The 22,257-nt window shown below is 60.0% G+C and carries 18 protein-coding genes and 1 tRNA gene; 17 read left to right on the top strand and 2 right to left on the bottom strand.

Translation table 11 applies throughout. The features are described 5' to 3' along the window. Positions 1-573: 573 nt before the first annotated feature. The 8 genes from AGR2A_RS10435 to exoR all read left to right on the top strand — a co-directional run bounded on the left by AGR2A_RS10435 (position 574) and on the right by exoR (position 9,501). On the top strand, positions 574-726 hold the full coding sequence (locus AGR2A_RS10435; protein WP_004442177.1) for a DUF3309 family protein: 153 nt from the start codon (positions 574-576) through the stop codon (positions 724-726). Positions 727-965: 239 nt separating this feature from the next. After that, positions 966-1,039, top strand: a tRNA-Cys gene (locus AGR2A_RS10430). Positions 1,040-1,282: 243 nt separating this feature from the next. Beyond that, positions 1,283-1,954 (top strand): protein-L-isoaspartate O-methyltransferase family protein, encoded by a 672-nt coding sequence (locus AGR2A_RS10425; protein WP_022556281.1) that lies wholly within the window; start codon positions 1,283-1,285, stop codon positions 1,952-1,954. Between the two features lie 392 nt (positions 1,955-2,346). Continuing rightward, positions 2,347-3,309 (top strand): cell division protein PopZ, encoded by a 963-nt coding sequence (gene popZ, locus AGR2A_RS10420; RefSeq protein WP_072494444.1) that lies wholly within the window; start codon positions 2,347-2,349, stop codon positions 3,307-3,309. Positions 3,310-3,546: 237 nt separating this feature from the next. Further along, positions 3,547-6,390: a valine--tRNA ligase gene (locus AGR2A_RS10415; protein WP_072494443.1), complete on the top strand. Its 2,844-nt coding sequence runs from the start codon at positions 3,547-3,549 to the stop codon at positions 6,388-6,390. A 463-nt stretch (positions 6,391-6,853) separates the two neighbouring features. Continuing rightward, the gene (locus tag AGR2A_RS10410; protein ID WP_004442167.1) at positions 6,854-8,143 is read left to right on the top strand and encodes an outer membrane protein transport protein; all 1,290 of its coding nucleotides are present in this window, start codon (positions 6,854-6,856) and stop codon (positions 8,141-8,143) included. Positions 8,144-8,411: 268 nt separating this feature from the next. Continuing rightward, positions 8,412-8,705 (top strand): hypothetical protein, encoded by a 294-nt coding sequence (locus AGR2A_RS10405; RefSeq protein WP_234704062.1) that lies wholly within the window; start codon positions 8,412-8,414, stop codon positions 8,703-8,705. Between the two features lies 1 nt (position 8,706). Next, positions 8,707-9,501: an exopolysaccharide production regulator ExoR gene (gene exoR, locus AGR2A_RS10400; protein ID WP_004442165.1), complete on the top strand. Its 795-nt coding sequence runs from the start codon at positions 8,707-8,709 to the stop codon at positions 9,499-9,501. Between the two features lie 35 nt (positions 9,502-9,536). On the opposite strand, the gene xth is transcribed toward exoR, so the two are convergent. Together xth and erpA are read right to left on the bottom strand one after the other, a co-directional pair. Next, complete coding sequence (gene xth, locus AGR2A_RS10395; RefSeq protein ID WP_072494442.1) at positions 9,537-10,334, bottom strand: exodeoxyribonuclease III; 798 nt, start codon at positions 10,332-10,334, stop codon at positions 9,537-9,539. Between the two features lie 276 nt (positions 10,335-10,610). Continuing rightward, positions 10,611-10,943, bottom strand: coding sequence for an iron-sulfur cluster insertion protein ErpA (gene erpA, locus AGR2A_RS10390; RefSeq protein WP_003515615.1), 333 nt, complete (start codon positions 10,941-10,943; stop codon positions 10,611-10,613). A 215-nt stretch (positions 10,944-11,158) separates the two neighbouring features. Here erpA and AGR2A_RS10385 point away from each other — a divergent pair, with 215 nt between their 5' ends. The 9 genes from AGR2A_RS10385 (at position 11,159) to tatC (ending at position 22,159) form a co-directional block, all read left to right on the top strand. Continuing rightward, a complete protein-coding gene (locus AGR2A_RS10385; protein ID WP_004442160.1) occupies positions 11,159-12,376 on the top strand; it encodes a deoxyguanosinetriphosphate triphosphohydrolase in 1,218 nt (405 codons plus the stop codon). Positions 12,377-12,450: 74 nt separating this feature from the next. Beyond that, positions 12,451-14,208 (top strand): arginine--tRNA ligase, encoded by a 1,758-nt coding sequence (argS, locus tag AGR2A_RS10380; RefSeq protein WP_004442158.1) that lies wholly within the window; start codon positions 12,451-12,453, stop codon positions 14,206-14,208. Between the two features lie 66 nt (positions 14,209-14,274). Further along, entirely contained in the window at positions 14,275-17,319 is a 3,045-nt protein-coding gene (locus AGR2A_RS10375) for an SPOR domain-containing protein (protein WP_072494441.1), read from the top strand. A 261-nt stretch (positions 17,320-17,580) separates the two neighbouring features. After that, on the top strand, positions 17,581-18,597 hold the full coding sequence (gene nagZ, locus AGR2A_RS10370; RefSeq protein ID WP_035211994.1) for a beta-N-acetylhexosaminidase: 1,017 nt from the start codon (positions 17,581-17,583) through the stop codon (positions 18,595-18,597). A gap of 55 nt (positions 18,598-18,652) precedes the next feature. Then, positions 18,653-19,495 carry a segregation and condensation protein A gene (locus AGR2A_RS10365; protein WP_072528725.1) on the top strand — a complete coding sequence of 281 codons (843 nt, stop codon included), beginning with the start codon at positions 18,653-18,655 and terminating at the stop codon, positions 19,493-19,495. Continuing rightward, positions 19,488-20,222, top strand: a complete 735-nt coding sequence (scpB, locus tag AGR2A_RS10360) for an SMC-Scp complex subunit ScpB (RefSeq protein ID WP_072494439.1) — start codon at positions 19,488-19,490, stop codon at positions 20,220-20,222. Before AGR2A_RS10365 ends, scpB begins: the two co-directional genes overlap by 8 nt. Before the next feature lie 130 nt (positions 20,223-20,352). Further along, the gene (locus tag AGR2A_RS10355) at positions 20,353-20,556 is read left to right on the top strand and encodes a twin-arginine translocase TatA/TatE family subunit (RefSeq protein ID WP_072494438.1); all 204 of its coding nucleotides are present in this window, start codon (positions 20,353-20,355) and stop codon (positions 20,554-20,556) included. A 56-nt stretch (positions 20,557-20,612) separates the two neighbouring features. Next, the gene (gene tatB / locus AGR2A_RS10350; RefSeq protein ID WP_072494437.1) at positions 20,613-21,359 is read left to right on the top strand and encodes a Sec-independent protein translocase protein TatB; all 747 of its coding nucleotides are present in this window, start codon (positions 20,613-20,615) and stop codon (positions 21,357-21,359) included. Next, a complete protein-coding gene (tatC, locus tag AGR2A_RS10345; protein WP_022556270.1) occupies positions 21,356-22,159 on the top strand; it encodes a twin-arginine translocase subunit TatC in 804 nt (267 codons plus the stop codon). The genes tatB and tatC overlap by 4 nt, the downstream gene beginning before the upstream one ends. The last annotated feature ends 98 nt before the right edge of the window (positions 22,160-22,257 follow it).

The raw sequence follows: 22,257 nt of genomic DNA, 5'->3' as shown, positions 1-22,257 counted from the left end.
AAAAGCGGGATGAGGTTCGCAAAACCGGACATATGATTCTCGTTTCTCCCTCCCGTCACGGGGGTCTATCCGGAGAGGCTGAGACGAGGCAAGGGGTAGCACGCATGGTCGTCGGTCACATGTACGTGTGCCGACCTGCCTGCGGCAGGAGTAGGACGGAGCGAGGGAGGGGCGGGAGAGATCCGGCGCACTGCCAGCGAAGCCGGATCTCTCCGTCTCCCGCCGGTTTCAGGGTACGGGGGACTGTCTTCACTATGGCGGACAACCGAAAATAGACATAGAGCGAGAAATTACCTCGAATAAATTGCAGCGATCCAGAACTCGCGATGGATGCGACGCGCGAGACTATGCACAATTCCTCATCTTCACTGTCCGGGACATTAATCCGCCAGGCACGGGGGACGGCACGCCCCTTCCGGCCGGACCATCATGTCTGTGCAAAAGCGGTGTAACCTGTTGAAACGGCACGTCTGCCGTCATTCTTTCAGCCTGCTGGAGAGGCCGGAAGAGGGAACTTTTCACACGCTGCGTCATTGAAGCAGTCGGACACATGCCAATAGTGGAGGGTTAAACATGCTCGGCACCATCCTTGTCATCCTGCTCATTCTGTTCCTCATCGGCGCGCTGCCAAGCTGGGGTTATCATAATTACGGTTACGGCCCTTCGGGCGGTCTCGGACTGGTGCTGGTCATCGTGCTGATCCTGGTTCTGATGGGACGGATTTGATCGACAATTCCTGAAAATGCACAGGTTGCCCGCAGTCGAAAACGCTTCGGCTGCGGGCAATTTTTCGTCCGGAGCAGCGGGATGACGCCAAAAGCCATGTCATCTTAGTGGCTTAGACAACTTGGGCGGTTGGACTCCGCGTACCCGGCTGAAAAAACACGACATTCGGAACGATCCCTCTTGCGCCCCAAATGGATTCGTTCTAAATGCCCGCCATCGCTCCATTGATGAGCGTGTGAGGCCTCGTGGCGGAGTGGTGACGCAGAGGACTGCAAATCCTTGTACCCCGGTTCAATTCCGGGCGAGGCCTCCAAAATTCTCCCAAGGTACGATGATTTTTCCTGTTCCGCGTCACGATTGGCGACGTCTCGCCGTTCGTTCCGCGAAGAAAACCGCTGCCATTCTGCTTTTTACCCCACATCCGTCTTACCGCGCTTGAAAGCGCGCTCTTGGCCAATTATGAGATTACTCAAAGGCGAGGGGAGGCCCGCGCCGTTTTGAGCTTTTGGAGCCGGGACTTCCCGACCGGTATCCGTGAAATTGAGGCGATAACGACATGATGGATTTCGAAACCGCGCGCGCCAATATGGTCGACAGCCAGCTGCGTACGACCGACGTGACTTCGCATTCGGTGCTGAAGGCGTTTTTGAGTGTGCCGCGCGAGGCATTCGTGCCGACGGGTGCACGGCAGATTGCCTATGTGGATGAGGATTTGCAGATCTGTCCCGCCCGGGATGGCCGCCCGGCCCGTTATGTCATGAAGGCCTCGCCGCTCGCGAAGCTGCTGCAGCTCGCGGCCGTTTCGAGGGAGGACGTGGTCCTGGAAGTCGGCGGTGGTTCCGGTTATGCGGCCGCCATCCTGTCCCAGCTTGCCGGCTCCGTCGTTTCGCTCGAATGCGATGAAGCGCTCGCCGCACAGGCGACCGAAACGCTCGCTTCGCTTGGCTATGACAATGTCGCTGTCGTCACCGGCGATCTCGAAAAGGGTTATGCGAGCGAAGCGCCTTACGATCTGATTTTCGTGAACGGCGCTGTCGAGGAAGTGCCGGCGGCACTTACCGAACAGTTGCGTGACGGCGGGCGTCTCGTCGTCGTTGTCGGATACGGCAATGCCGCAAAGGCCACCGTCTATCGCCGCGATGGCGCCAGCACGTCGGCCGCGACCTTCTTCAATGCGTCGGTCAAGCCGCTGCCGGGTTTCGCCAAGGCAGCCGAATTCGTTTTCTGATCACCGTACCATCATTCTGTTCTTGACGCCGGGGTGGAATTTCCACCCCGGCGTTTTTGTGAAGATTGGAAATTTATCCCGTGTGCGTCTTCGAGAACATCGCGCCCACAAAGCTGTGTATCATCACGAAACTTGTCGAATCAGTGATTTAGTTCGTGGCTATGCTACCCTAAACTAAGGTGATTCGGGGTGTGCGTATTTCTGCCCCGCATGACCCCTGCAGCGGGTTGCGAAGATGCGGAGCGTCTTTCTCAGGCCTGTTGCAGACTGTCGGCGCGGCGGTTGTCTTCGGCTGCCGCTGCCGTGATGTGCAGATTGAACAGGTGCGAAGTGCCCCTGGCATCCGAAGCGATGCGAGGCCGGGTGCTAGAGAGTGGAAACCGGGGATTGATATGGCTCAGCCAAGCGTAGCGCGTGAACCGTCCATGGAAGAGATACTGGCGTCGATACGCCGGATCATCGAAAGCAACGAGCCAGGGCCCGCCGGCGCATTTTCCGGCCAGTTACCGCCGGTTTATGACGATGAGGACGAGGCGGCAGGCGACGCACCTTACATGACGGAGCCAGCCAGCCCGCCGGCCCGCGTCCCTCCGCCGGCAAACCAGGCCTTTGGCGCGCGGCCTGCACAGGATTTTTCACCGGCTTATGAAAAGTCCCTGGCCGAGCCCCAGGAAATCTCCGTCGAAAAGACGATGTCGCTCGCCGATGTCGCCGCGCGGGTTCGCGCTGCCGCAGACCGCAACGCTGCCATGGGGCCGCAGGCCTTCGCCTCGCAGGGCCAGCGCGCGGCGATGCAGGCTTCTCCAGCTTCCTCTTCTCCCGCCGTGCCGCAGACCGAACGGGCCGCCCCACAGCGTCCGACGGATGTACGGCCGCTGATGGTGGCGGCTGCGGCAACTGCTGCTGAACAGCAGGCGCCCGCCGCTTCCGAGGACCGGGCCGCTGCCGCTGCCATCGAAAGCGCGCCTGTACCGGAAAACCATTTTGATCATATGGCGCTGCGCGGTGCGATTGAAACCGCCGTCGCCGAGGAGGTTTTCGACATCGACGTGCAGGAACCCATTGCCGAGGCGCCGTCACTCGATCTGGTTGCGCCGCAGCCGGAAGACAAAGTGCAGGCCGGTTCCGACCTGTCGCTCAACCTCATCTCGGCCGCCGCGGGCGCGCAGATCGCGCGTTCCTTCAGTGAGCTGGCCGAGGTTTTCGACGGTGTCGAACGTCGTTCGATCGAGGACATGGCGGCCGAGATGCTGCGTCCGATGCTGCAGGAATGGCTGGAAGACAATCTGCCAACCCTGGTTGAGCGTCTCGTGCGCGAAGAAATCGAGCGCGTGGCGCGCGGCTCGCGCCGCTGACTTTACGCTGGCCGCAGGGCCGGGTGCTTCCCGCCCGCCTCGGGAGACGTGGCATTGGCGTTAAACAGGGGCCGCCCGGCACAGGGGCGGCTTTTTTATTGAAGATGAAAGCGTTATCGGGGCATAGTCGGCCATCGGGTCGCTCACGGAGCGTCCTGAGGGTCGGTTTCTGTTGACTCTCGACTGTCCATCCTTATTTAAAAATCCACACAAGAACTCTAAAATTCAGGTCAGGAAATGCTCGAAAAGACCTACGATTCCGCCACCGTCGAACCGAAGATCGCCAAAGCCTGGGACGAGGCTAACGCTTTTCGTGCCGGCGCCAACGCCAAGCCGGGCGCGGAAACCTTCACCATCGTCATCCCGCCGCCGAATGTGACGGGGTCCCTGCACATGGGCCATGCGCTCAACAACACGCTGCAGGATATTCTGGTCCGCTTCGAGCGCATGCGCGGCAAGGATGTGCTGTGGCAGCCGGGCATGGACCATGCCGGCATCGCCACGCAGATGGTCGTCGAGCGCAAGCTGATGGAGCAGCAGCTTCCAGGCCGTCGCGACATGGGCCGCGAGGCCTTCGTGGAGAAGGTGTGGGAATGGAAGGCCGAATCCGGCGGCCTGATCTTCAACCAGCTGAAACGTCTCGGCGCGTCCTGCGACTGGTCGCGCGAACGCTTCACCATGGATGAAGGTCTCTCCGAGGCTGTTCTCGAAGTTTTCGTCACGCTCTACAAGCAGGGCCTGATCTACAAGGACAAGCGCCTCGTCAACTGGGATCCCAAGCTGCTGACTGCGATTTCCGACATGGAAGTCGAGCAGATCGAGGTCAAGGGTAATCTCTGGCACCTGCGCTATCCGCTCGAAAAGGGCGTTACCTATCAGTACCCGACCGCATTCGACGAGGAGGGCAAGCCCACCGAGTTCGAGACCCGCGACTATATCGTTGTCGCCACGACGCGTCCGGAAACCATGCTTGGTGATACCGGTATTGCCGTGAACCCGGAAGACGAGCGGTATAAGGGCATCGTCGGCAAACACGTCATCCTGCCCATTGTCGGTCGCAGGATTCCCATCGTCGCCGATGATTACGCCGACCCGACCGCCGGTACGGGTGCGGTCAAGATCACGCCCGCGCATGATTTCAACGACTTCGAAGTCGGCAAACGCTGTGGCCTGCGCGCCATCAATGTCATGAATATCGATGGTACCATTTCCATCAAGGAGAACGAGGATTTCCTCGAAGGCCTCGACCATCCGGCGGCGCTGCACGGCGCATGGGACCGTCTGGAAGGTCAGGACCGTTTTGCCGCCCGCAAGATCATCGTCGAAATTTTTGAGGAAGCCGGCCTGCTCGACAGGATCGAGCCGCACAAGCATGTGGTGCCGCATGGCGACCGCGGCGGCGTTCCGATCGAGCCACGCCTGACGGACCAGTGGTGGGTCGACAACAAGACGCTGGCGCAGCCGGCGATTGCCTCGGTTCGCGAAGGCCGCACCAATTTCGTGCCGAAAAACTGGGAAAACACCTATTTCCAATGGATGGAGAACATCCAGCCCTGGTGCATCTCGCGGCAATTGTGGTGGGGACACCAGATTCCGGCATGGTACGGCCCGGACGGGCAGGTGTTCGTCGAGAAGACCGAGGAAGAGGCGCTGCAGGCGGCCATCCAGCATTACATCGCCCATGAAGGCCCGTGGAAGGCCTGGGTCGAGGAAAAGCTTGAGAACTTCGCTCCGGGCGAAATCCTGACGCGCGACGAAGATGTGCTCGACACCTGGTTCTCTTCTGCGCTCTGGCCGTTTTCGACGCTCGGCTGGCCGGAACAGACGCCGGAACTGGCGCGCTATTATCCGACAAACGTGCTTGTCACCGGCTTCGACATCATCCCCTTCTGGGTGGTGCGGATGATGCAGATGGGCCTGCATTTCATGAAGGACGACGCCGGTAACCCGGTTGAGCCGTTCAGCACGGTCTATATTCATGCGCTGGTTCGCGACAAGAACGGCCAGAAGATGTCGAAATCCAAGGGCAACGTCATCGACCCGCTGGAACTGATCGATGAATATGGTGCCGATGCGCTGCGTTTCACGCTTGCCATCATGGCGGCGCAGGGTCGCGACGTGAAACTCGATCCGGCACGTATTGCGGGTTACCGCAATTTCGGCACGAAGCTCTGGAATGCGACGCGCTTTGCCGAGATGAATGGCGTGAAGCGTGACCCGCATTTCCTGCCGGAAACCGCCTCGCTGACGATCAACCGCTGGATCCTGACCGAGCTTGCCAACACGGCCCGCGATGTGACGGCGGCACTTGAGAACTTCCGCTTCAACGATGCGTCAGGCATTCTCTACCGTTTCGTCTGGAACCAGTTCTGCGACTGGTATCTGGAACTGCTGAAGCCGGTCTTCGGCGGCGACGATGAAAAGGCCAAGTCGGAATCGCAGGCCTGCGCGGCTTATGTTCTGGATGAGATCTACAAGCTGCTGCATCCTTTCATGCCGTTCATGACGGAAGAGCTTTGGGCGCATACGGCCGGTGAGGGCAAGGAGCGCGATGATCTGCTTTGCCTTACCGACTGGCCGGAGCCGGAGTTCCGCGACGACGCCGCGGCTGCGGAAATCAACTGGCTGATCGATTTCGTGTCCGGCATTCGTTCGACGCGCGCCGAGATGAACGTGCCGCCGGGTGCCATTGCCTCGCTGGTGGTCGTTGGCGCCAATACCTCCACGGAAGCACGGCTCGATCGCCACGCCGCCGCTATCCGGCGTCTGGCGCGGGCCGATGAAATCCGTGCCGCCGATGTCGCGCCGAAGGGATCGGCCCAGATCATCGTCGGTGAGGCGACCATCTGCCTGCCGCTTGGCAATCTGGTCGATCTTGCGGCCGAAAAGGCTCGTCTCGAGAAGGCGATCGGCAAGGTGGACGCGGAAATGGAACGCATCGACAAGAAGTTGTCGAACGAGAAATTCGTGGCCAATGCCGATCCGGAAGTCGTTGCCGCCGAACGCGAGCGCAAGGCTGAGCTGGAAATTCAGCTCGCAAGCCTGAGAACGGCGCTCACGCGGGTAAGCGAAGCGGGGTGACATGCCGCTTGCGGCTTTGCATGAACAAAAACGCCCCGCTAAAAACGGGGCGTTTTTGCTATGGAGCGATAGGGTCGCCGCCTATCGATTGCTGCGTTGCAACGACGAATCATGTTGCTCGCGGGAGGGCGATCATTTCTCGCCATCTCGCGCTCGAAAATCTCCCGAACAGTCAAAAAAGCCAACAAAAACGGCGTGATAAGCGCCTTTCTTCGGGAAACGCGCGTGTGTGGTTATTTGGCGACAATTCCCGTCACGCGTGGGAAATTGTTTCATTTTGTGTCGGATCGCTTCCGTTTAATTAGAAAAATAACCTAAAATGATTATGCAAGGGGATCGACATGAAATTCTTACGTAAAAAATGGAGAAGTGTCGCAGAACTGTGCCAGTGTGCGGCAGATTGTCATTTTCCGCGAAGCGCTTCACTTTTTTGATGATCACATTGCCTTGATTGGGGAGAGAGATGGCAAAAACTGCAATTTTTCGCGGCGCGGTATGTTTCGCAGTCAGCATCGCGGCGGTAACGCCTTCACTGGCCGGCGGTCTCGAGCGCGGCGGTTATAATATCGATCTGTTGTTCGATCCGTCCGATTACGTTCTCGACAGCTCCGCGACCTTCGTCGCACCGCAGCGCAAGGTAGAGAATGCGCGGGACAACCCGCTGAAAAGTGGCCCCTTGCCTGCATCCTGGTCCAGGACGGCAGATGATTCCGAAAACTTCTGGTCGACCCGCATCGGGGCCAAGGCATCGATCGGCGATTTCGGCGACTGCATGTTCGACTATTCGCAGCCCTGGGGCGCGCATCTCAATCCCGGTATCTGGCAGGGATCGAGCTACAATATCGAAACCAAGGTCAAGTCGCACAATTACGCGACCACCTGCCGGGTGAAGTTCGATCTTGGCAAGGGTGACTTCTCGATTATCGGCGGCGGCTTCTATCAGGAATTGAGCGGCTATAAGTATCGTCAGGTTCTCGGGCCGGCCGTTCTGGGCCTCAATCCGGCCTGGTCCAGCTTCAGCGGCGTCGGCAAACTGGAGATGGAAGGTGATGGCTGGGGCTGGCGCGCCGGCATGGCCTACGAGATTCCCGAGATCGCGTTCCGCGCCAGCCTTGTTTATAACAGCGCTGTCGATCACGATTTGACCGGCTTCGCCGATGTTAGAGGGATCCCACAGACACCGCCGTCCATATCTCCGACGCTTGCAAAATACGGCGGCAAGCTCGTGCCGATCTATGGCTCTGTTTCCATGCCAGACAGCATCGAACTAAAAGTTCAATCCGGCATAGCGCCAGACTGGCTTGCTTTCGGTTCCGTGAAGTGGACAGACTGGAGCCAGATTCAGGTCATTCCTTTCTGCGCGGTCGGCACATCTCCCTGCGTCCCAAGTGGCGCAGACACGCTGAACACGCTTGATCTGTTCTATCGCGACGGCTGGACGATCTCCGGCGGCGTTGGTCACAAGTTCAACGAACAGTGGAGCGGAGCCGTCAGCCTGACCTGGGATCGCGGTACGTCCACGGTCATCGGCACCCAGACAGATACGTGGACGCTCGGCACGCAGATTGTCTATTCGCCCAACAAGAACATCGAGTTCAAGATTGCCGGCGCTCTCGGCCTCCTGACCTCGGGCAGCTCCTCCATCAATGGCGGACCCTGCGGCGCTGGTTTCACCTGCGGCAACGAGGCAGGCTACGATTTCGGCAACGACCTCGTGGCAGCCATCTCGACGGGTGTGAAGGTCAAGTTCTGATCTGATCCTTTCGCTAATGCTAAAATAAAGGTCCGGTTTACCAACCGGGCCTTTTTTCATGTCCGACTATGATTCCTTCTCGATAAAATTTTCTGGCCCGAAAGTTTTGTGACGATTTGGCAACACTTTTCTGCAAGCTTGGGGTCGCGTTGGAATGTGAGCATATCTGTCCATTTCCCGCCACAAACAGGGTGCTTGGCTTATGTTTAGGGCAGCGGGATCGGAAGAACATGCAGGCGTTTGATGTGGGCCCGCGGGGTTGCAGAAAGTGAAAACAGGTTTGGATTCAGGGTTTAAGCAAGTAATACGGGAATTTCATCCGGATTTCTTGTTTGGCGCTGACCGGTGGATGGCGGAACGCCGTTATATTGCCGGAAATTATGCCTATATCTGTCTAACTGGAAAATTTGGGCAATTGCCGCAGGAGACCACCGGTGGTGCGCTGGAAAGTGCTGCCGGAAAGACGCAGTGTGTTCGAAAAATCGCGACCCGGCGGGGTTCGGCTTTGCAGTATTCCGCAAGTATTGGCTATATGCCGGGAAGAGTGAGAGAAGTTCGCTGAAATGCTGAAATGTGAAGCCAACGTTTTAAAGCCGCTCCTCATGGGCATGTTGCTTGCGTCGCTCGCAATGCCTGCCGCGGCTTTTGACATCAATGCGGGCGTGACCAAGGAATCCGGCCCCTTCGACCTGTTCAAGTTCGGCTTCAAGGCCTACAAGAACGGCAACAAGGGTGAAGCTGTCGAGGCCTATCGCTACGCGGCCGAAAAGGGCCATACAGGCTCGCGCTGGGCGCTTGCCAACATGTATGCCTATGGCGATGGCGTCGCCAAGAACGACTTCGAAGCTTTCAAGATCTACAGCGAAATCGCCAATCAGGGTGTCGAACCGGGATCGGAGGATACGGGCTTTTTCGTCAATGCGCTGCTGTCTCTCGCTGATTATTACCGCCACGGCATTCCCGGAAGCCCCGTCAAAATGGACCTTTCACAGGCCCGGCAGCTTTATTTCCAGGTTGCTTCCACCTTCGGTGTGGCTGAGGCCCAGTTCCGTCTGGCAGAGATGATTCTTGCCGGCGAGGGTGGCCGCGCGGATGTGCAGCAGGCAAAGAAATGGCTCAACCAGGCCCGCAAACACGGCCATGCCGGCGCCATGTCGATTTTCGGCAACCTGATCTTCCAGGAAGGCCAGACGACGCAGGGCCTCGCCTTCATGACGGCGGCGCTGGATAAATGCACGGCGGCGGACTGCACCTGGATTCAGAACCTGCAGGAGCAGGCCTTTTCGCTGGCGGGTGAGAACGATCGCCGCGCGGCAATCGCAATGGCGCAGACCATGCGGATTGACGATCCGGATTGAAAATTGCCGCGCCAGAGCTCGGTAAAGATGGCCTGTCAGCCAGCGGGGCTGAAATCGAAGTAACCGCAGACCGGCACGTGGTCGGATGGTTTTTCCCACGCACGCACATGTTTTTCGATGCTGACCGATTCCAGCCTGTCGGCTGCTTCGGCTGACAGCATCAGATGGTCGATGCGGATGCCGTTATTTTTCGGCCATGCGCCGGCCTGATAATCCCAGAAGGAATATAGTCCTGCTTCATCCGTCGTCGCGCGTGCGGCATCGGTGAAGCCGAGGTTCTCCAGCTTGCGGAAGGCTGCGCGGGTCTTCGGCAGAAACAGCGCGTCACCTTCCCACACGCGGGGGTCGTGACAATCGAACGGTTCCGGAATGACGTTGTAGTCCCCCGCAAGGATCAGCGGCTCCTCGAACGCGAGGCGATCTTCGGCAAAGCGCCGCAGCCGCTCCATCCAGGCGAGCTTGTAGGGATATTTGACCGGATCGTCAGGCGGATTGCCATTCGGCAGGTAAAGCGAGCAGACGCGGATGGCGCCACCGTCGACGGAAAACACGCCTTCGATGAAACGCGCCTGCTCGTCGGCATCATCACCCGGCAGGCCACGATTGACCTCATCGGGCTTCACCTTGGAGAGCAGGGCGACGCCGTTGAAGCCTTTCTGGCCGTGGGTCTCGATGTGATAACCAAGCGCCTCAATCTCCAGCCGCGGAAACCCCTCATCGACCGACTTGATCTCCTGAAGGCAGACGATATCAGGCGAAGAATCCTTCAGCCACTGGCAGAGGTTTTCGATGCGCGCCTTGACGCCGTTGATGTTCCAGGTGGCAATCTTCATCGGAGTTTCCCTTTTGTGAGGGTACTTTTACCCGATGCAAAAGCGATTGCCACCGTTTTTGGAAGGTGGTGGCGAGGATGTGGTGGATAGAGGGGAGGTTGGTAGGTGAACTAGGCCGCGAAGTCAGCGTCATGTCTCTACCCCCTCATTCCTGTGCTTGTTACAGCAATCCAGCCGACGCGCATCTGCGCGGCGGGGAGACAGGGATGAGGCAGGAGAGGGACGCGGATCACCTCAAAGCTGAGAGCATTGAGGCAGAGCCGCGGACCGTTTCACTCAGATCGAGAAGCTGGTGCCGCAACCGCAGCTAGCCACGGCATTGGGGTTCTTGATCTGGAAGGACTGTCCGAGCAGATTATCGACGAAGTCGATTTCAGAGCCCGCCATATAGACGACCGAAAGGCTGTCGATCAGCACCTTGGCATCACCGCGCGCAATCACGATGTCGTCATCGGCGGGGTCTTCGGCCAGATCGAACTTGTAGGAGAAGCCCGAGCAGCCGCCGCCTTCGACGGAGACGCGCAGCGCCTGTTTGCCGGCATCCGCTGCAACGATCTGGGCGATTCGCTTCGCTGCTGCTTCCGAAAGGGTAATGTCGCTGTTTTCCATGTCGTTCCTCCTGCCGGGGTCAAGAACCGGAGAGCAATAATCTCGTTGTCACTATTATAAACCGGTCAAATTAACGGTCTATAGCCTGTGTGAGGGCGTCTGCGCGGCGATGATGCTTTGCGCTGACCTCTGCGATAGGTATGAAGGGTGAATGAAAAGGTCAATGGCCGAGACCAAAAGGAAGTCGCGGCCATAAGAAGTCAACAGGTGGATGCATGATCATAGACCAGCGCGCATTGGGTTTCGGAAGTGGCGAGAGGGCGGTTTTCGCCTCGGATCCATGGACGACGCGCGGGCGTCTTTTTCCGGAAGAAGGAAGCCTGACGCGTTCCGAGTTCCAGCGTGACCGTGACCGCATCGTCCACACGACAGCCTTTCGTCGCCTGAAGCACAAGACGCAGGTCTTCATCAGCCCCGACGGAGACCATTACCGCACGCGGCTTACCCACACCATTGAGGTGGCGCAGATCGCACGCGCTCTGGCCCGCGCGCTGAAGCTGGACGAGGATCTGGCTGAAGGCGTGGCGCTGGTGCATGATTTCGGCCACACGCCTTTCGGCCATACCGGCGAAGACGCGCTCGATGCGGTGCTGCTGCCCTATGGCGGGTTTGACCACAATGCACAGTCGCTGCGTATCGTCACCAAGCTGGAGCGCCGTTATGCCGAATATGACGGCATCAACCTGACCTGGGAAACGCTGGAAGGTCTCGTCAAGCATAACGGCCCGCTGGTGAACGCGAAGGGTGAGGGGATCAAGGGGCCGGTTCCGCTGCCCATCCTCGAATATTGCGAGTTGCAGGATCTCGAGATCGGCAGCTATGCCAGCCTTGAGGCGCAGGTGGCGGCGATTGCCGATGACATCGCTTACAATACCCACGATATCGATGACGGTCTGCGCGCCGGTTATCTCACCTTCGAGATGCTGGAGGAGGTGCCATTCCTCAGCGGCCTGATGGCGCAGGTGCGGGCGAAATATCCCGTGCTCGACAAGGAACGTTTCGCCAATGAGATCATGCGCCGCCAGATCACGCACATGGTTGAGGATGTGATCGGCGTGGCGCAGCAAAATCTTGCCCGGCTGAAGCCGCAGCGGGCTGCCGACATCAGGGCCGCCGATTTTACCGTCGCCACCTTTTCGCCCGAGATGGCCGAGACTGACAGGCAGATCAAGAAGCTGCTGTTTGCCCATATCTACCGGCACCCGGACATCATGCGCATCCGCGCCGGCGCGACGCAGATCGTCACCGATCTTTTCCACCGATATATGGAAACGCCGGCGGAAATGCAGAGCCACTACTGGGTAGACAGCATTTCCGGCATGAGCGTGGCCGCAAAAGCCCGGCATGTGGGCGACTATCTCGCCGGCATGACCGATAGTTATGCACTGCGCGCCCACCAGCGGCTGTTTGACCACACCCCCGATTTGAGATAGGGCAGCGGGCGATCGCGAAGCCGACCGGCTAAAATACCGGACATGAACAGAAGCCCTTCGCGCAGGTTGGAACGATGAACATTTTTGCCGATTTCGATACCAGGATCAAAAACGCGCTCGAGACCCTCGACCTCGTGAAAGAGAACCGCGAAAAGGTCGATTTCAGTCGAATTACCGTCGAATCCCCGCGTGATCTCAGCCACGGCGATGTCGCAACCAATGCCGCCATGGTGCTGGCGAAACCGCTCGGCACCAATCCGCGCGCCCTGGCCGAACTCATCGTGCCGGCGCTTCAGGCGGATGGCGATGTCGATAGCGTCAATGTCGCGGGTCCCGGCTTTATCAATCTCAAGGTGTCGGTTGGTTACTGGCAGCGTCTGCTGGCAGATATGATCAACCAGGGTATCGATTTCGGCCGCTCCACCATCGGTGCGGGCCAGAAGATCAACGTCGAATATGTCTCGGCCAACCCGACCGGCCCGATGCATGTCGGCCATTGCCGTGGCGCCGTGGTCGGCGACACGTTGGCGAACCTGCTCGCATTTGCTGGTTACGGCGTCACAAAGGAATATTACATCAACGATGCCGGCTCGCAGATCGATGTGCTGGCCCGTTCGGTGTTCCTGCGGTATCGCGAGGCGCTCGGCGAAGATATCGGCACCATCCCGTCCGGTCTCTATCCCGGTGATTACCTCGTTCCCGTCGGCCAGGCGCTGGCCGATGAATATGGCATCAAGCTGCGCGCCATGCCCGAAGAAAAGTGGATGCCTATCGTCAAGGACAAGGCGATCGACGCGATGATGGCGATGATCCGCGAGGATCTGGCGCTTCTCAACGTCCGGCACGACGTGTTCTTCTCGGAGCGCACGCTGCATGAGGGCAATGGCGGGCCGATCCTCTCGGCCATCAACGACCTCACCTTCAAGGGCCATGTCTACAAGGGCACGCTGCCGCCGCCGAAGGGCGAATTGCCTGATGACTGGGAAGACCGCGAACAGACGCTGTTCCGCTCCACCGAAGTGGGCGACGATATGGACCGCGCGCTGATGAAGTCGGACGGTTCCTACACCTATTTCGCCGCCGACGTCGCCTATTTCAAGAACAAGTTCGACCGTGGTTTTTCCGAGATGATCTATGTGCTCGGCGCAGACCATGGCGGTTACGTCAAGCGTCTGGAAGCCGTCGCGCGCGCCGTCTCCGAGGGCAAGTCGAAGCTGACGGTTCTTCTGTGCCAGCTCGTCAAGCTGTTCCGCGACGGTGAGCCGGTGAAGATGTCGAAGCGCTCCGGCGACTTCGTGACCCTGCGCGACGTTGTCGACGAAGTGGGTCGCGATCCGGTGCGATTCATGATGCTTTATCGGAAGAATTCCGAGCCGCTGGACTTCGATTTTGCAAAAGTGACCGAACAATCGAAGGATAATCCGGTCTTTTACGTGCAATATGCGCATGCCCGCTCAATGTCGATCTTCCGGCAGGCGCAGGAAGCGTTTCCGGGGCTTTCTCCTTCGGCTGAGGAGATGGCGGCATCTGTATCTTTGATCAGCGATATCAATGAGTTGCAGCTGGTTGCAAAACTCGCGGAATATCCGCGCCTGATCGAATCCGCGGCCCTTTCGCATGAGCCGCACCGGCTTGCTTTTTACCTCTATGATCTCGCCAGTTCCTTCCATGGACACTGGAACAAGGGTAAAGACCATCAGGAATTACGTTTTATTAACGATAAAAACCGAGAATTGAGCATTGCCAGACTTGGGCTGGTGAATGCTGTCGCGAATGTTCTGAGGTCTGGACTGACGCTTTTAGGAGCGGACGCACCTGACGAAATGCGATAACATCTCACCATTATTTGCTCACAATACGCTGGCAAGAGCTGCAATGCGTAGATGGTGGAACACGTAATGGTCGAAAAAAATGTCGCGTATAACCGGGACGCCCGGTCCGAAGGCTTCGCTGACAACGATCCTCTGGCAGAACTGGCGCGTATCGTCGGCTTCGAAGATCGTCCTTCGCATGCGGGTTCCGAAGCTGCGCCACGCGCTGCCTCACCGGTTGCCCGCCGCGAACCCGAATTTAATCTCGAGGACGAGCTGCTTCGGGAATTCGAGGTTTACGATGCGCCGCATGCCGATCCGGTCGTTCTTGATCCGGCAAACGATGTTCGTGCAGGCATCCATCCGAGCGATTTCATGCAGCGGGTCGAATCCGTTTTCGCTCGCCGCGAGCCCGCACTTGCGCCGGCAGCTGAACCGGAACCCGAGGTGACATTCGCTCCCGAAGTGACGGAAGAGCTGCTTCCAGAGGTCAATGAGGCCTATATCCACAATTACGTCGAAACCCCCACGCAGGATATCCGGGCGGATTTCCGCGATGATGCCGGCGCGGTGGCTGAAGTTTTCGATGTGCATTCGCGCCAGGCGCGTCCTGCCGAGCCGATGGTCTACGAGCAGGCTGCCTCACAGGTGGCATGGGAGGAGCCGCAGGCCGCGGAACCCGTCCAGCCGGAATGGCACGCCATGCCGGAGCTTCCGGCAGATGTCTCCAGCAATATTGCTGCCGCCGCTTATACTGCTGCACCGGAGTCCCAGAGCCTCGATCTCGCCGATGAAGTGGAAATCGCCGTCGCCGAACAGGCGCCTGCTCCGATTTCCGTTCGTCCGCCATCGCATGGCGGCCGGTCTTCGCTGGACTTTTCGAGCCTGCGGTTGCCGCTTGCCAATTTCGGCGCCCGCCGCGATGTTTCGGCCGCTGACCCGAAGCGGGTTGAGCCGCGCTCCGAACGGCAGCCTGCCGCGGCCCGGGTAGAGCCGCAGGTCGAAGTCGCTCCCGTGCCTGCCGTCGTCCAGGCGGAAGAGACCGCGCCATCCTTCACGCCTTCGGTCGCCGAGGTCTTTACGCCTGCCGCAGAGCCTCTGACGGTTGAGGCTGCCGAGAAGCCGGCGGCGAAACATCTCTCGCCGATGGACGAGTTGATTTACGACGTCGCGAAATATTCCATTCCCGGTCGCGGTGAAGCGCCGCTCGTGCAGGCGGTCCCCGCAGCGCAGGCTGCCAAGGTTGAACCGCCCGTGGTTACTGCCGCTCCGGTGAAGGCAGCGCCGGTTGCCGATGCAGCGCCCGCAGCACCCCCGGAGGAGCTTGATTTCGCCGGCTTCAACGATGATGATTTCGAGCTTGCGCTTGACGATCTCGATCTCGATCTGGATCTGTCCGACATCGCTGAAGCGGAGGTCGCGCCAGCGCCTGCACCGCAGCCGGTTCGCCAGCAGCCGGCCGCGCCGGTGGCCGTTCAGGCACCCGCACCGCAGCCGGTTAAGGTGCAGCCCGCACCGCAGCCCCGGCCTGCGCCCGTTGCCGCACCTGTTGCTGCCGTTGCCGCCGCACCTGTTGCTGCCGCTCCGGTTCAGCCGCGCCCGGCCGCTCCCCAGCCTGTCGCGCCACAGACGCTGGAAAGCCTGCCTTTCGATCCCTCGCAGATCGGTGAGACGGAAGAGCATCCGGAAACCATCGTCGAGATGGATGTACCGGAACTGCCGGTTGGCGTTTTTGAGCCGAAGCCGGCTCCCCGCCGCCATGAGGAAGACCTCGACATCGACACCGAGCTTGCGACGCTGTTTGCTCCTGCTGTTGCCGGTGGTCTCGACCGCCACAAGCACGCGGAAAACCGAGGAGCTGCCCAGGCTCGTCCTGTTCAGGCTCCGGAAGAGGCCGACGAGTTCGAACGGGCGCTGGAAGAGGATTTCCGCCGCTCCATGCAGGAGGCTGCCGCTTCCCGTGGCAATGCGCCTCGCGAGCCCGAAAATACGTACGTCGACCATCAGGCTGCTTATCGTGATGAGGATGAACGCGGCGGTCGCCGCTGGATCATGCCGGTTGCGGCTGCCATCGGCCTGGTGCTGATCGGCGGCGGTGTTTACGCGCTGGTCTCCGGCGGTTCGTCGAGCACCGGTTCCAACGGCGCGCCGGTCATCATCTCCGCCGATAACGACCCGATGAAGGTCGTGCCGGAAAATCCGGGCGGTCGTGTCGTGCCGAACCAGGACAAGGCGGTATATGATCGCGTTGCCGGCGGCAGCGCTGCCGATCCGAAGCAGCCGGCGCTGATTTCCAGCAACGAACAGCCCGTGGACGTGGTTCAGCGGACTCTGATTCCTGAACAATTGCCGCTGGAAGGCGAAAACGACGCCGATATGGAAGCCGCTGGCACGCCGGTTGGCGAGACCGAGGATCCGCGCCTGCTTTCGCCGGAAGAAAAGGCCGCGCAGAACGAAGGTTCGGCTGCGACCGGCGTTTCCCCGCGCAAGGTGCGCACCATGATCGTCAAGCCTGACGGCACGCTTGTCGCACAGGAAGTCGAGGTGCCGGCAGCCCAGCCGCCGAAGGCTGACAAGGTCGAGGAACTTGCTGCGCCGCAGACCGCCAAGCCGGGTGAGGGCGCTCCCGCCGTCATCGCCGCATCGCGGGTTCCGGTCGCGCCGGAACAGGCTCAGCCGCAGGCAAACACGCCTGCCGCCACCAAGCCGGCTGCGCAGTCCGCCGCGCCGCTTCCGGCAACACGTCCGTCCTCGCAGCCCGCAAACGTCGTGGCGACGGTGACCAATCAGGGCAATGTTCGTCCGACGACGACTGCGCCTGCTCAGCCGCAGGCCGCGCAGCAGCAGACCGCAGCCGCTATGCCGGCTGCGACCAGCACGCCGTCCGCCGGTGGCTACTATATCCAGATCGCGTCGCTGCCGAGCCAGGCGGAAGCGCAGAAGTCCTACCAGAACATGTCGGCCAAGTTCGGCTCGGTCATCGGTGGACGCGGCGTCGACATCAAGGCTGCCGAAATCGCCGGCAAGGGCACCTTCTACCGCGTCCGTATCCCGGCCGGTGACAAGAACGAAGCCGTGGCGCTGTGCGAAAAGTTCCGTTCGGCCGGTGGCAGCTGCCTGGTGGCGCGGTGACAGAGATGCGCCGGGGGTAGTACCCCGGCGCTGATTGTCTAACGACAGTGACGGAGCAGCCAACCTCCGTCATGCCGGACTTGATCCGGCATCCAGCCACGGCGCGTCTGCGCCGTGAAACGAGTCTTACGCGATCAAGGACTTGATCGCGCTGGACCCCGGCTCGGAGGCCGGGGTGACGGAAGGTAAACGTCGCTGCCCCGGCATTGGCCGAGGAGCAGGCAAAGTTCTTCCCATCTATTCTGTAACAGGCGTGACACCATGACCGATTGCAAAGCTATGATCCTCGGATGCAGCGGGCTTTCGCTGACTGCCGACGAGATTGCCCTTTACCGCGATGAGCAGCCCTGGGGTTTCATCCTGTTCGGGCGCAATATTGGCGAGCCGCAGCAGATCACCGATCTCGTCGCCGCCATGCGCGATGCCGTCGGGCGGGCAGATGCGCCGGTGCTGATTGATCAGGAGGGCGGACGGGTTCAGCGTATCAAGCCGCCGATCCTGCAGGCTTATCCGAATGCCCGCATTCTCGGTGGAATCTATGAGCGCGACCGGGGTGCCGGTCTGCGCGCCGCCTGGCTGATGTCGCGACTGCACGCGTTTGACCTGATGAAATTCGGCATCAACGTCGATTGCCTGCCGGTGCTCGACGTGCCGGTGGAAGGCGCCAGCAATGTCATCGGCAACCGTGCCTATGGCTATACGCCGACCATGGTGGCCGAGATGGGGCAGGCGGCGGCCGACGGGCTGAAGGCGGGTGGCATGCTGCCTGTCATGAAACATATGCCGGGTCATGGTCGCGGCATGGTGGATTCGCATCATGAACTGCCTGTGGTCGACGTGCCGCTCGATGAGCTGGATGCGCATGACTTCGTGCCCTTCCGGGCACTGAACCGCGAATTGATGGCGATGAGCGCGCATCTGGTGTTCAACGCGGTCGACCGCGAACGGCCGGCGACGACATCACCGAAGGTGATCGAGGAGATTATTCGCGGGCGGATCGGATTTGACGGCCTGCTGATGTCCGACGACAGTTCGATGAACGCGTTGAAGGGCACGCTGGGTGAAAGAGCTGCGAATATTGTTGCTGGCGGCTGCGATATAGTCTTGCATTGCAACGGCGTGATGGGTGAAATGCTCGAGGTTGTGAAAGAGGTTCCCGTTCTTTCCGGCCGGTCGCTGGAGCGGGTGCGGGCAGTTGAAGCGGGTTTCCCGACTGCGGACCCATCCGACGAAGCGGAACTGAGAGCCGAATTCAACGCCATGTGGGCCGTTTCCTGACAGTCGGGCGGCCGCTTACTCGGGATCAAGGCCGGAAGATCCGGCGGATGGAACGATGGCCGCAGACAAATCTCGCAATTCGACGCCGATGGACAAGCTCTGGCAGGATGTGACGCCGGAGCGGCTGACGGGCGAGGCCGGACTGGTCATCGATGTCGCGGGTTTCGAAGGACCGCTTGATCTCCTGCTGCATCTTGCCCGCACGCAGAAGGTGGACCTGTCGCGCATTTCAGTGCTGGCGCTTGCCGAGCAATATCTGCAATTCGTGGAAAGCGCGCGGCGCGTGCGCATCGAGTTGGCGGCCGATTATCTGGTCATGGCGGCGTGGCTCGCCTTCCTCAAGTCCAAGCTTCTCATTCCGCAACAATCCAAGGATGACGGCCCCTCGGGTGAGGAAATGGCCGCAACCCTTGCCTTCCGGCTGAAGCGGCTGGAAGCGATGCGCGAGGCGGCGGAACGCCTCGTCAACCGCGCCCAGCTCGGCCGCGATGTATTTGCCCGTGGTGCGCCGGAGCATATTCCGCACATCAACCGCTCTGCCTACGAGGCGAGCCTTTATGACCTGCTCAGCGCCTACGCCAATCTGCGGCAGAGACAGGCGATCACCCAGGTCACCATTGAAAAACGGCAGGTCTGGTCGCTGGTCGAGGCGCGGGAGCTTTTAACCGGTCTCCTCGGCGATGTCGGAGAATGGACCGCGCTCGATCAATATCTGCTGCAATATGTCCCCGATCCCGCGATGCGGGTGACGGCGATCGCCAGCGCCTTTGCCGCGTCACTGGAGCTGGTGCGCGAGGGGTCGCTGCAAATCCGGCAGGAGGGGGCTTTCAAGCCCATCTATATGCGCCGTGGCACGAGGGATGATCGTGCGGTCGCCGAGAGGACTTACAATGACTGATAATGATGAGACAGCCGGGGCGACGATCGCGACGGATGGGGTGGGACTAGAACCCACGGTATTTTCCGAGCGCCAGTTGAAAGAGGCCGAGCGGATCGCCGAGGCTTTGGTTTTCGCCTCGGCCGAGCCGGTCTCTCCGGGTTTCATTGCGGAGCGCCTGCCGCGCGGCATGGATGTCGACGCCGTTCTTCAGCGTCTGAAAGCCGCTTATGCGGGCCGGGGCGTCAATCTCGTGCAGGTGGGCGGGCAATGGGCCTTCCGCACTGCCGGCGATCTTTCTTTCGTCATCCGCGCCGAGGAAAAGGAACCGAAGAAGCTCTCTCGCGCGGCGCTGGAAGTCCTGGCGATTATCGCATATCATCAGCCGGTGACACGCGCTGAAATCGAGGAAATCCGCGGTGTTCAGACCTCGCGCGGCACGCTTGACGTCTTGATGGAGGCGGGCTGGGTCCGGTTCCGTGGCCGCAGGCGCACACCCGGCAGGCCGGTGACGATCGGTACCACGGTTGAGTTTCTCGACCATTTCGGTCTCGAGGAGTTGCGCGACCTGCCGGGGCTCGAGGAGCTGAAGGGAGCAGGGCTGCTTTCCGGCCGCATACCTTCCAATTTCGGCGTGCCCCTGCCGATGATGAGCGACGAATTGCGTGAGGATGAAGACCCGATCACGCAACTTGATCTGGAAGAGCTGGGCTTGCTTGCGCCTGGTGGTGGCGACGGCGACGATTGAGATCGTTATCGCGCGGGCGACACGACGCAAAAACTTTATGCTCACACCCTGTTGAAGCGGCAATTTGTTGTTTGAAAAAGCCTTTCAAACGTCTTACATCGTCTGAAAGCGAAATTCAGGAGTTTCAGTTATGGGTTCTTTTAGTGTGTGGCATTGGCTCATCGTGCTGGTGATTGTTCTCGTCCTTTTCGGACGCGGCAAGATCCCGGAATTGATGGGCGATGTCGCCAAGGGCATCAAGAGCTTCAAGAAGGGCATGGCTGACGAAGACCAGACGCCGCCGGCCGATGCCAACACGAAGACCGTCGACCACAAGGCTGACGAGATCAAGTAAGCGGCCCTGCCGTTTGGTTTGAGACTGACGCGCGTTAGGGTCTCGGGAGCATATTGATGTTTGATATCGGCTGGAGCGAGCTGCTGGTGATTGCGGTCGTACTGATCGTGGTTGTCGGGCCGAAAGACTTGCCGCCCATGATCCGCGCCTTTGGCAAGACCATGGCTGGCCTTCGCAAGATGGCGGGGGATTTCCGTACCCAGTTCGATGAGGCCCTCAAGGAGGCCGACATGGACGATGTGCGCCAGACCATATCGGATGTCCGCAATCTCAACCCGACCAACTCGCTGCGTGATGCGATGAACCCGCTTCGCCAGCTCGGCAACGAGATCAAGTCCGATCTTCAGAAGGCGACCACGCCGCCTGAGGGCCTGTCATCCTCGCCTGCTACGTCGACCGCGGCACCGGCGACCAGTGAGCCGGTTGCACCGCTCGTCAGCATTCCCGAGCCTGAGATGAAGCTGCCGGATACCCCGCCCGTGACTGCCAGCGCCCCCGTTGCGGCACCGGCCGTACCGGCGGAAAAGCCGAAGCGTGCCCGGGCTAAATCGATTGCGACGGTCGAGGCGGAAGCGGTTGCCGCCAAGCCGAAACGCGCCAGCCGCGCCAAAGCGGTCGCGGCGTCCGAACCCGTTGCTGTCAATTCCACGGAGACTTCAGCTGCAAAGCCGACCGTAAAAGCCGTCGCGAGAAAAGCGGCCGCCAGGAAGGTCGTGGCTGAAAAGCCTGTCGTGGCCGCCGATGCCAAGCCGGTGAAGCCGGCGAGAACCAAGGCTGCAAAGCCCAAAAAGGATGAAGCATGAGCGGGGACATCGAGGACAAGCCGCAGCCGCTTATCGAACATCTGATGGAACTGCGCACACGGCTGATTTGGTCGCTGGGTGCGTTCTTCGTTGCCTTCATCGCCTGTTTTGCCGTTGCCAAGCATCTCTTCAACCTGCTTGTCATTCCCTATAAGTGGGCGGTTCTCTGGGCCGGCCTTGATGTGACGAAGTCGTCGCTGATCTATACCGCGCCGCAGGAATTCTTCTTCACGCAGATCAAGGTCGCCATGTTTGGCGCGATGGTCATCTCCTTTCCGGTGATCGCCTCGCAGCTTTATAAATTCGTGGCACCCGGCCTCTATAAGAACGAGCGCGCCGCTTTCCTGCCGTTCCTCGTCGCATCGCCGATCCTGTTCCTCATCGGAGCGGCGCTCGTCTATTTCTTCTTCACGCCCATGGTCATGTGGTTCTTCCTCGCCATGCAGCAATTGCCAGAAGATGGCGAGGTTGCGATTTCGTTGATGCCGAAGGTGTCGGAATATCTGAGCCTCATCATGACGCTGGTGCTCTCCTTCGGTCTGGTGTTCCAGCTGCCCGTGGTCACGACGCTTCTGGCGCGCGTGGGCCTTCTGACCAGCGACTGGCTGCGTGAGAAGCGCAAGTTCGCGATTGTCATGGCCTTTGTGGTCGCCGCCGTGCTGACCCCGCCGGACCCGATGTCCCAGATCGGTCTTGCACTGCCTGCGATCATTCTCTACGAGATTTCCATCTACATGGCTCGACTCGTGGAGAGGAAGCGCGCTGCGGAATCCGCAAGCACGGAGCTGGAGGAGACCTGAGTTTTCGAAGGTCTCGCCGCTCAAGACATCTCCTCGCGCCGGGCTTCTGCCCGGCGTTTTGCTGTAAAACATCGGTGATGCAACAACGGTCTGGAACG

The organism is Agrobacterium genomosp. 2 str. CFBP 5494, assembly GCF_900013495.1.
Lineage (GTDB): Bacteria > Pseudomonadota > Alphaproteobacteria > Rhizobiales > Rhizobiaceae > Agrobacterium > Agrobacterium pusense.
Note: the sequence above shows the minus strand (reverse complement) of the source record. Positions and strands in the feature narration are given on the sequence as shown.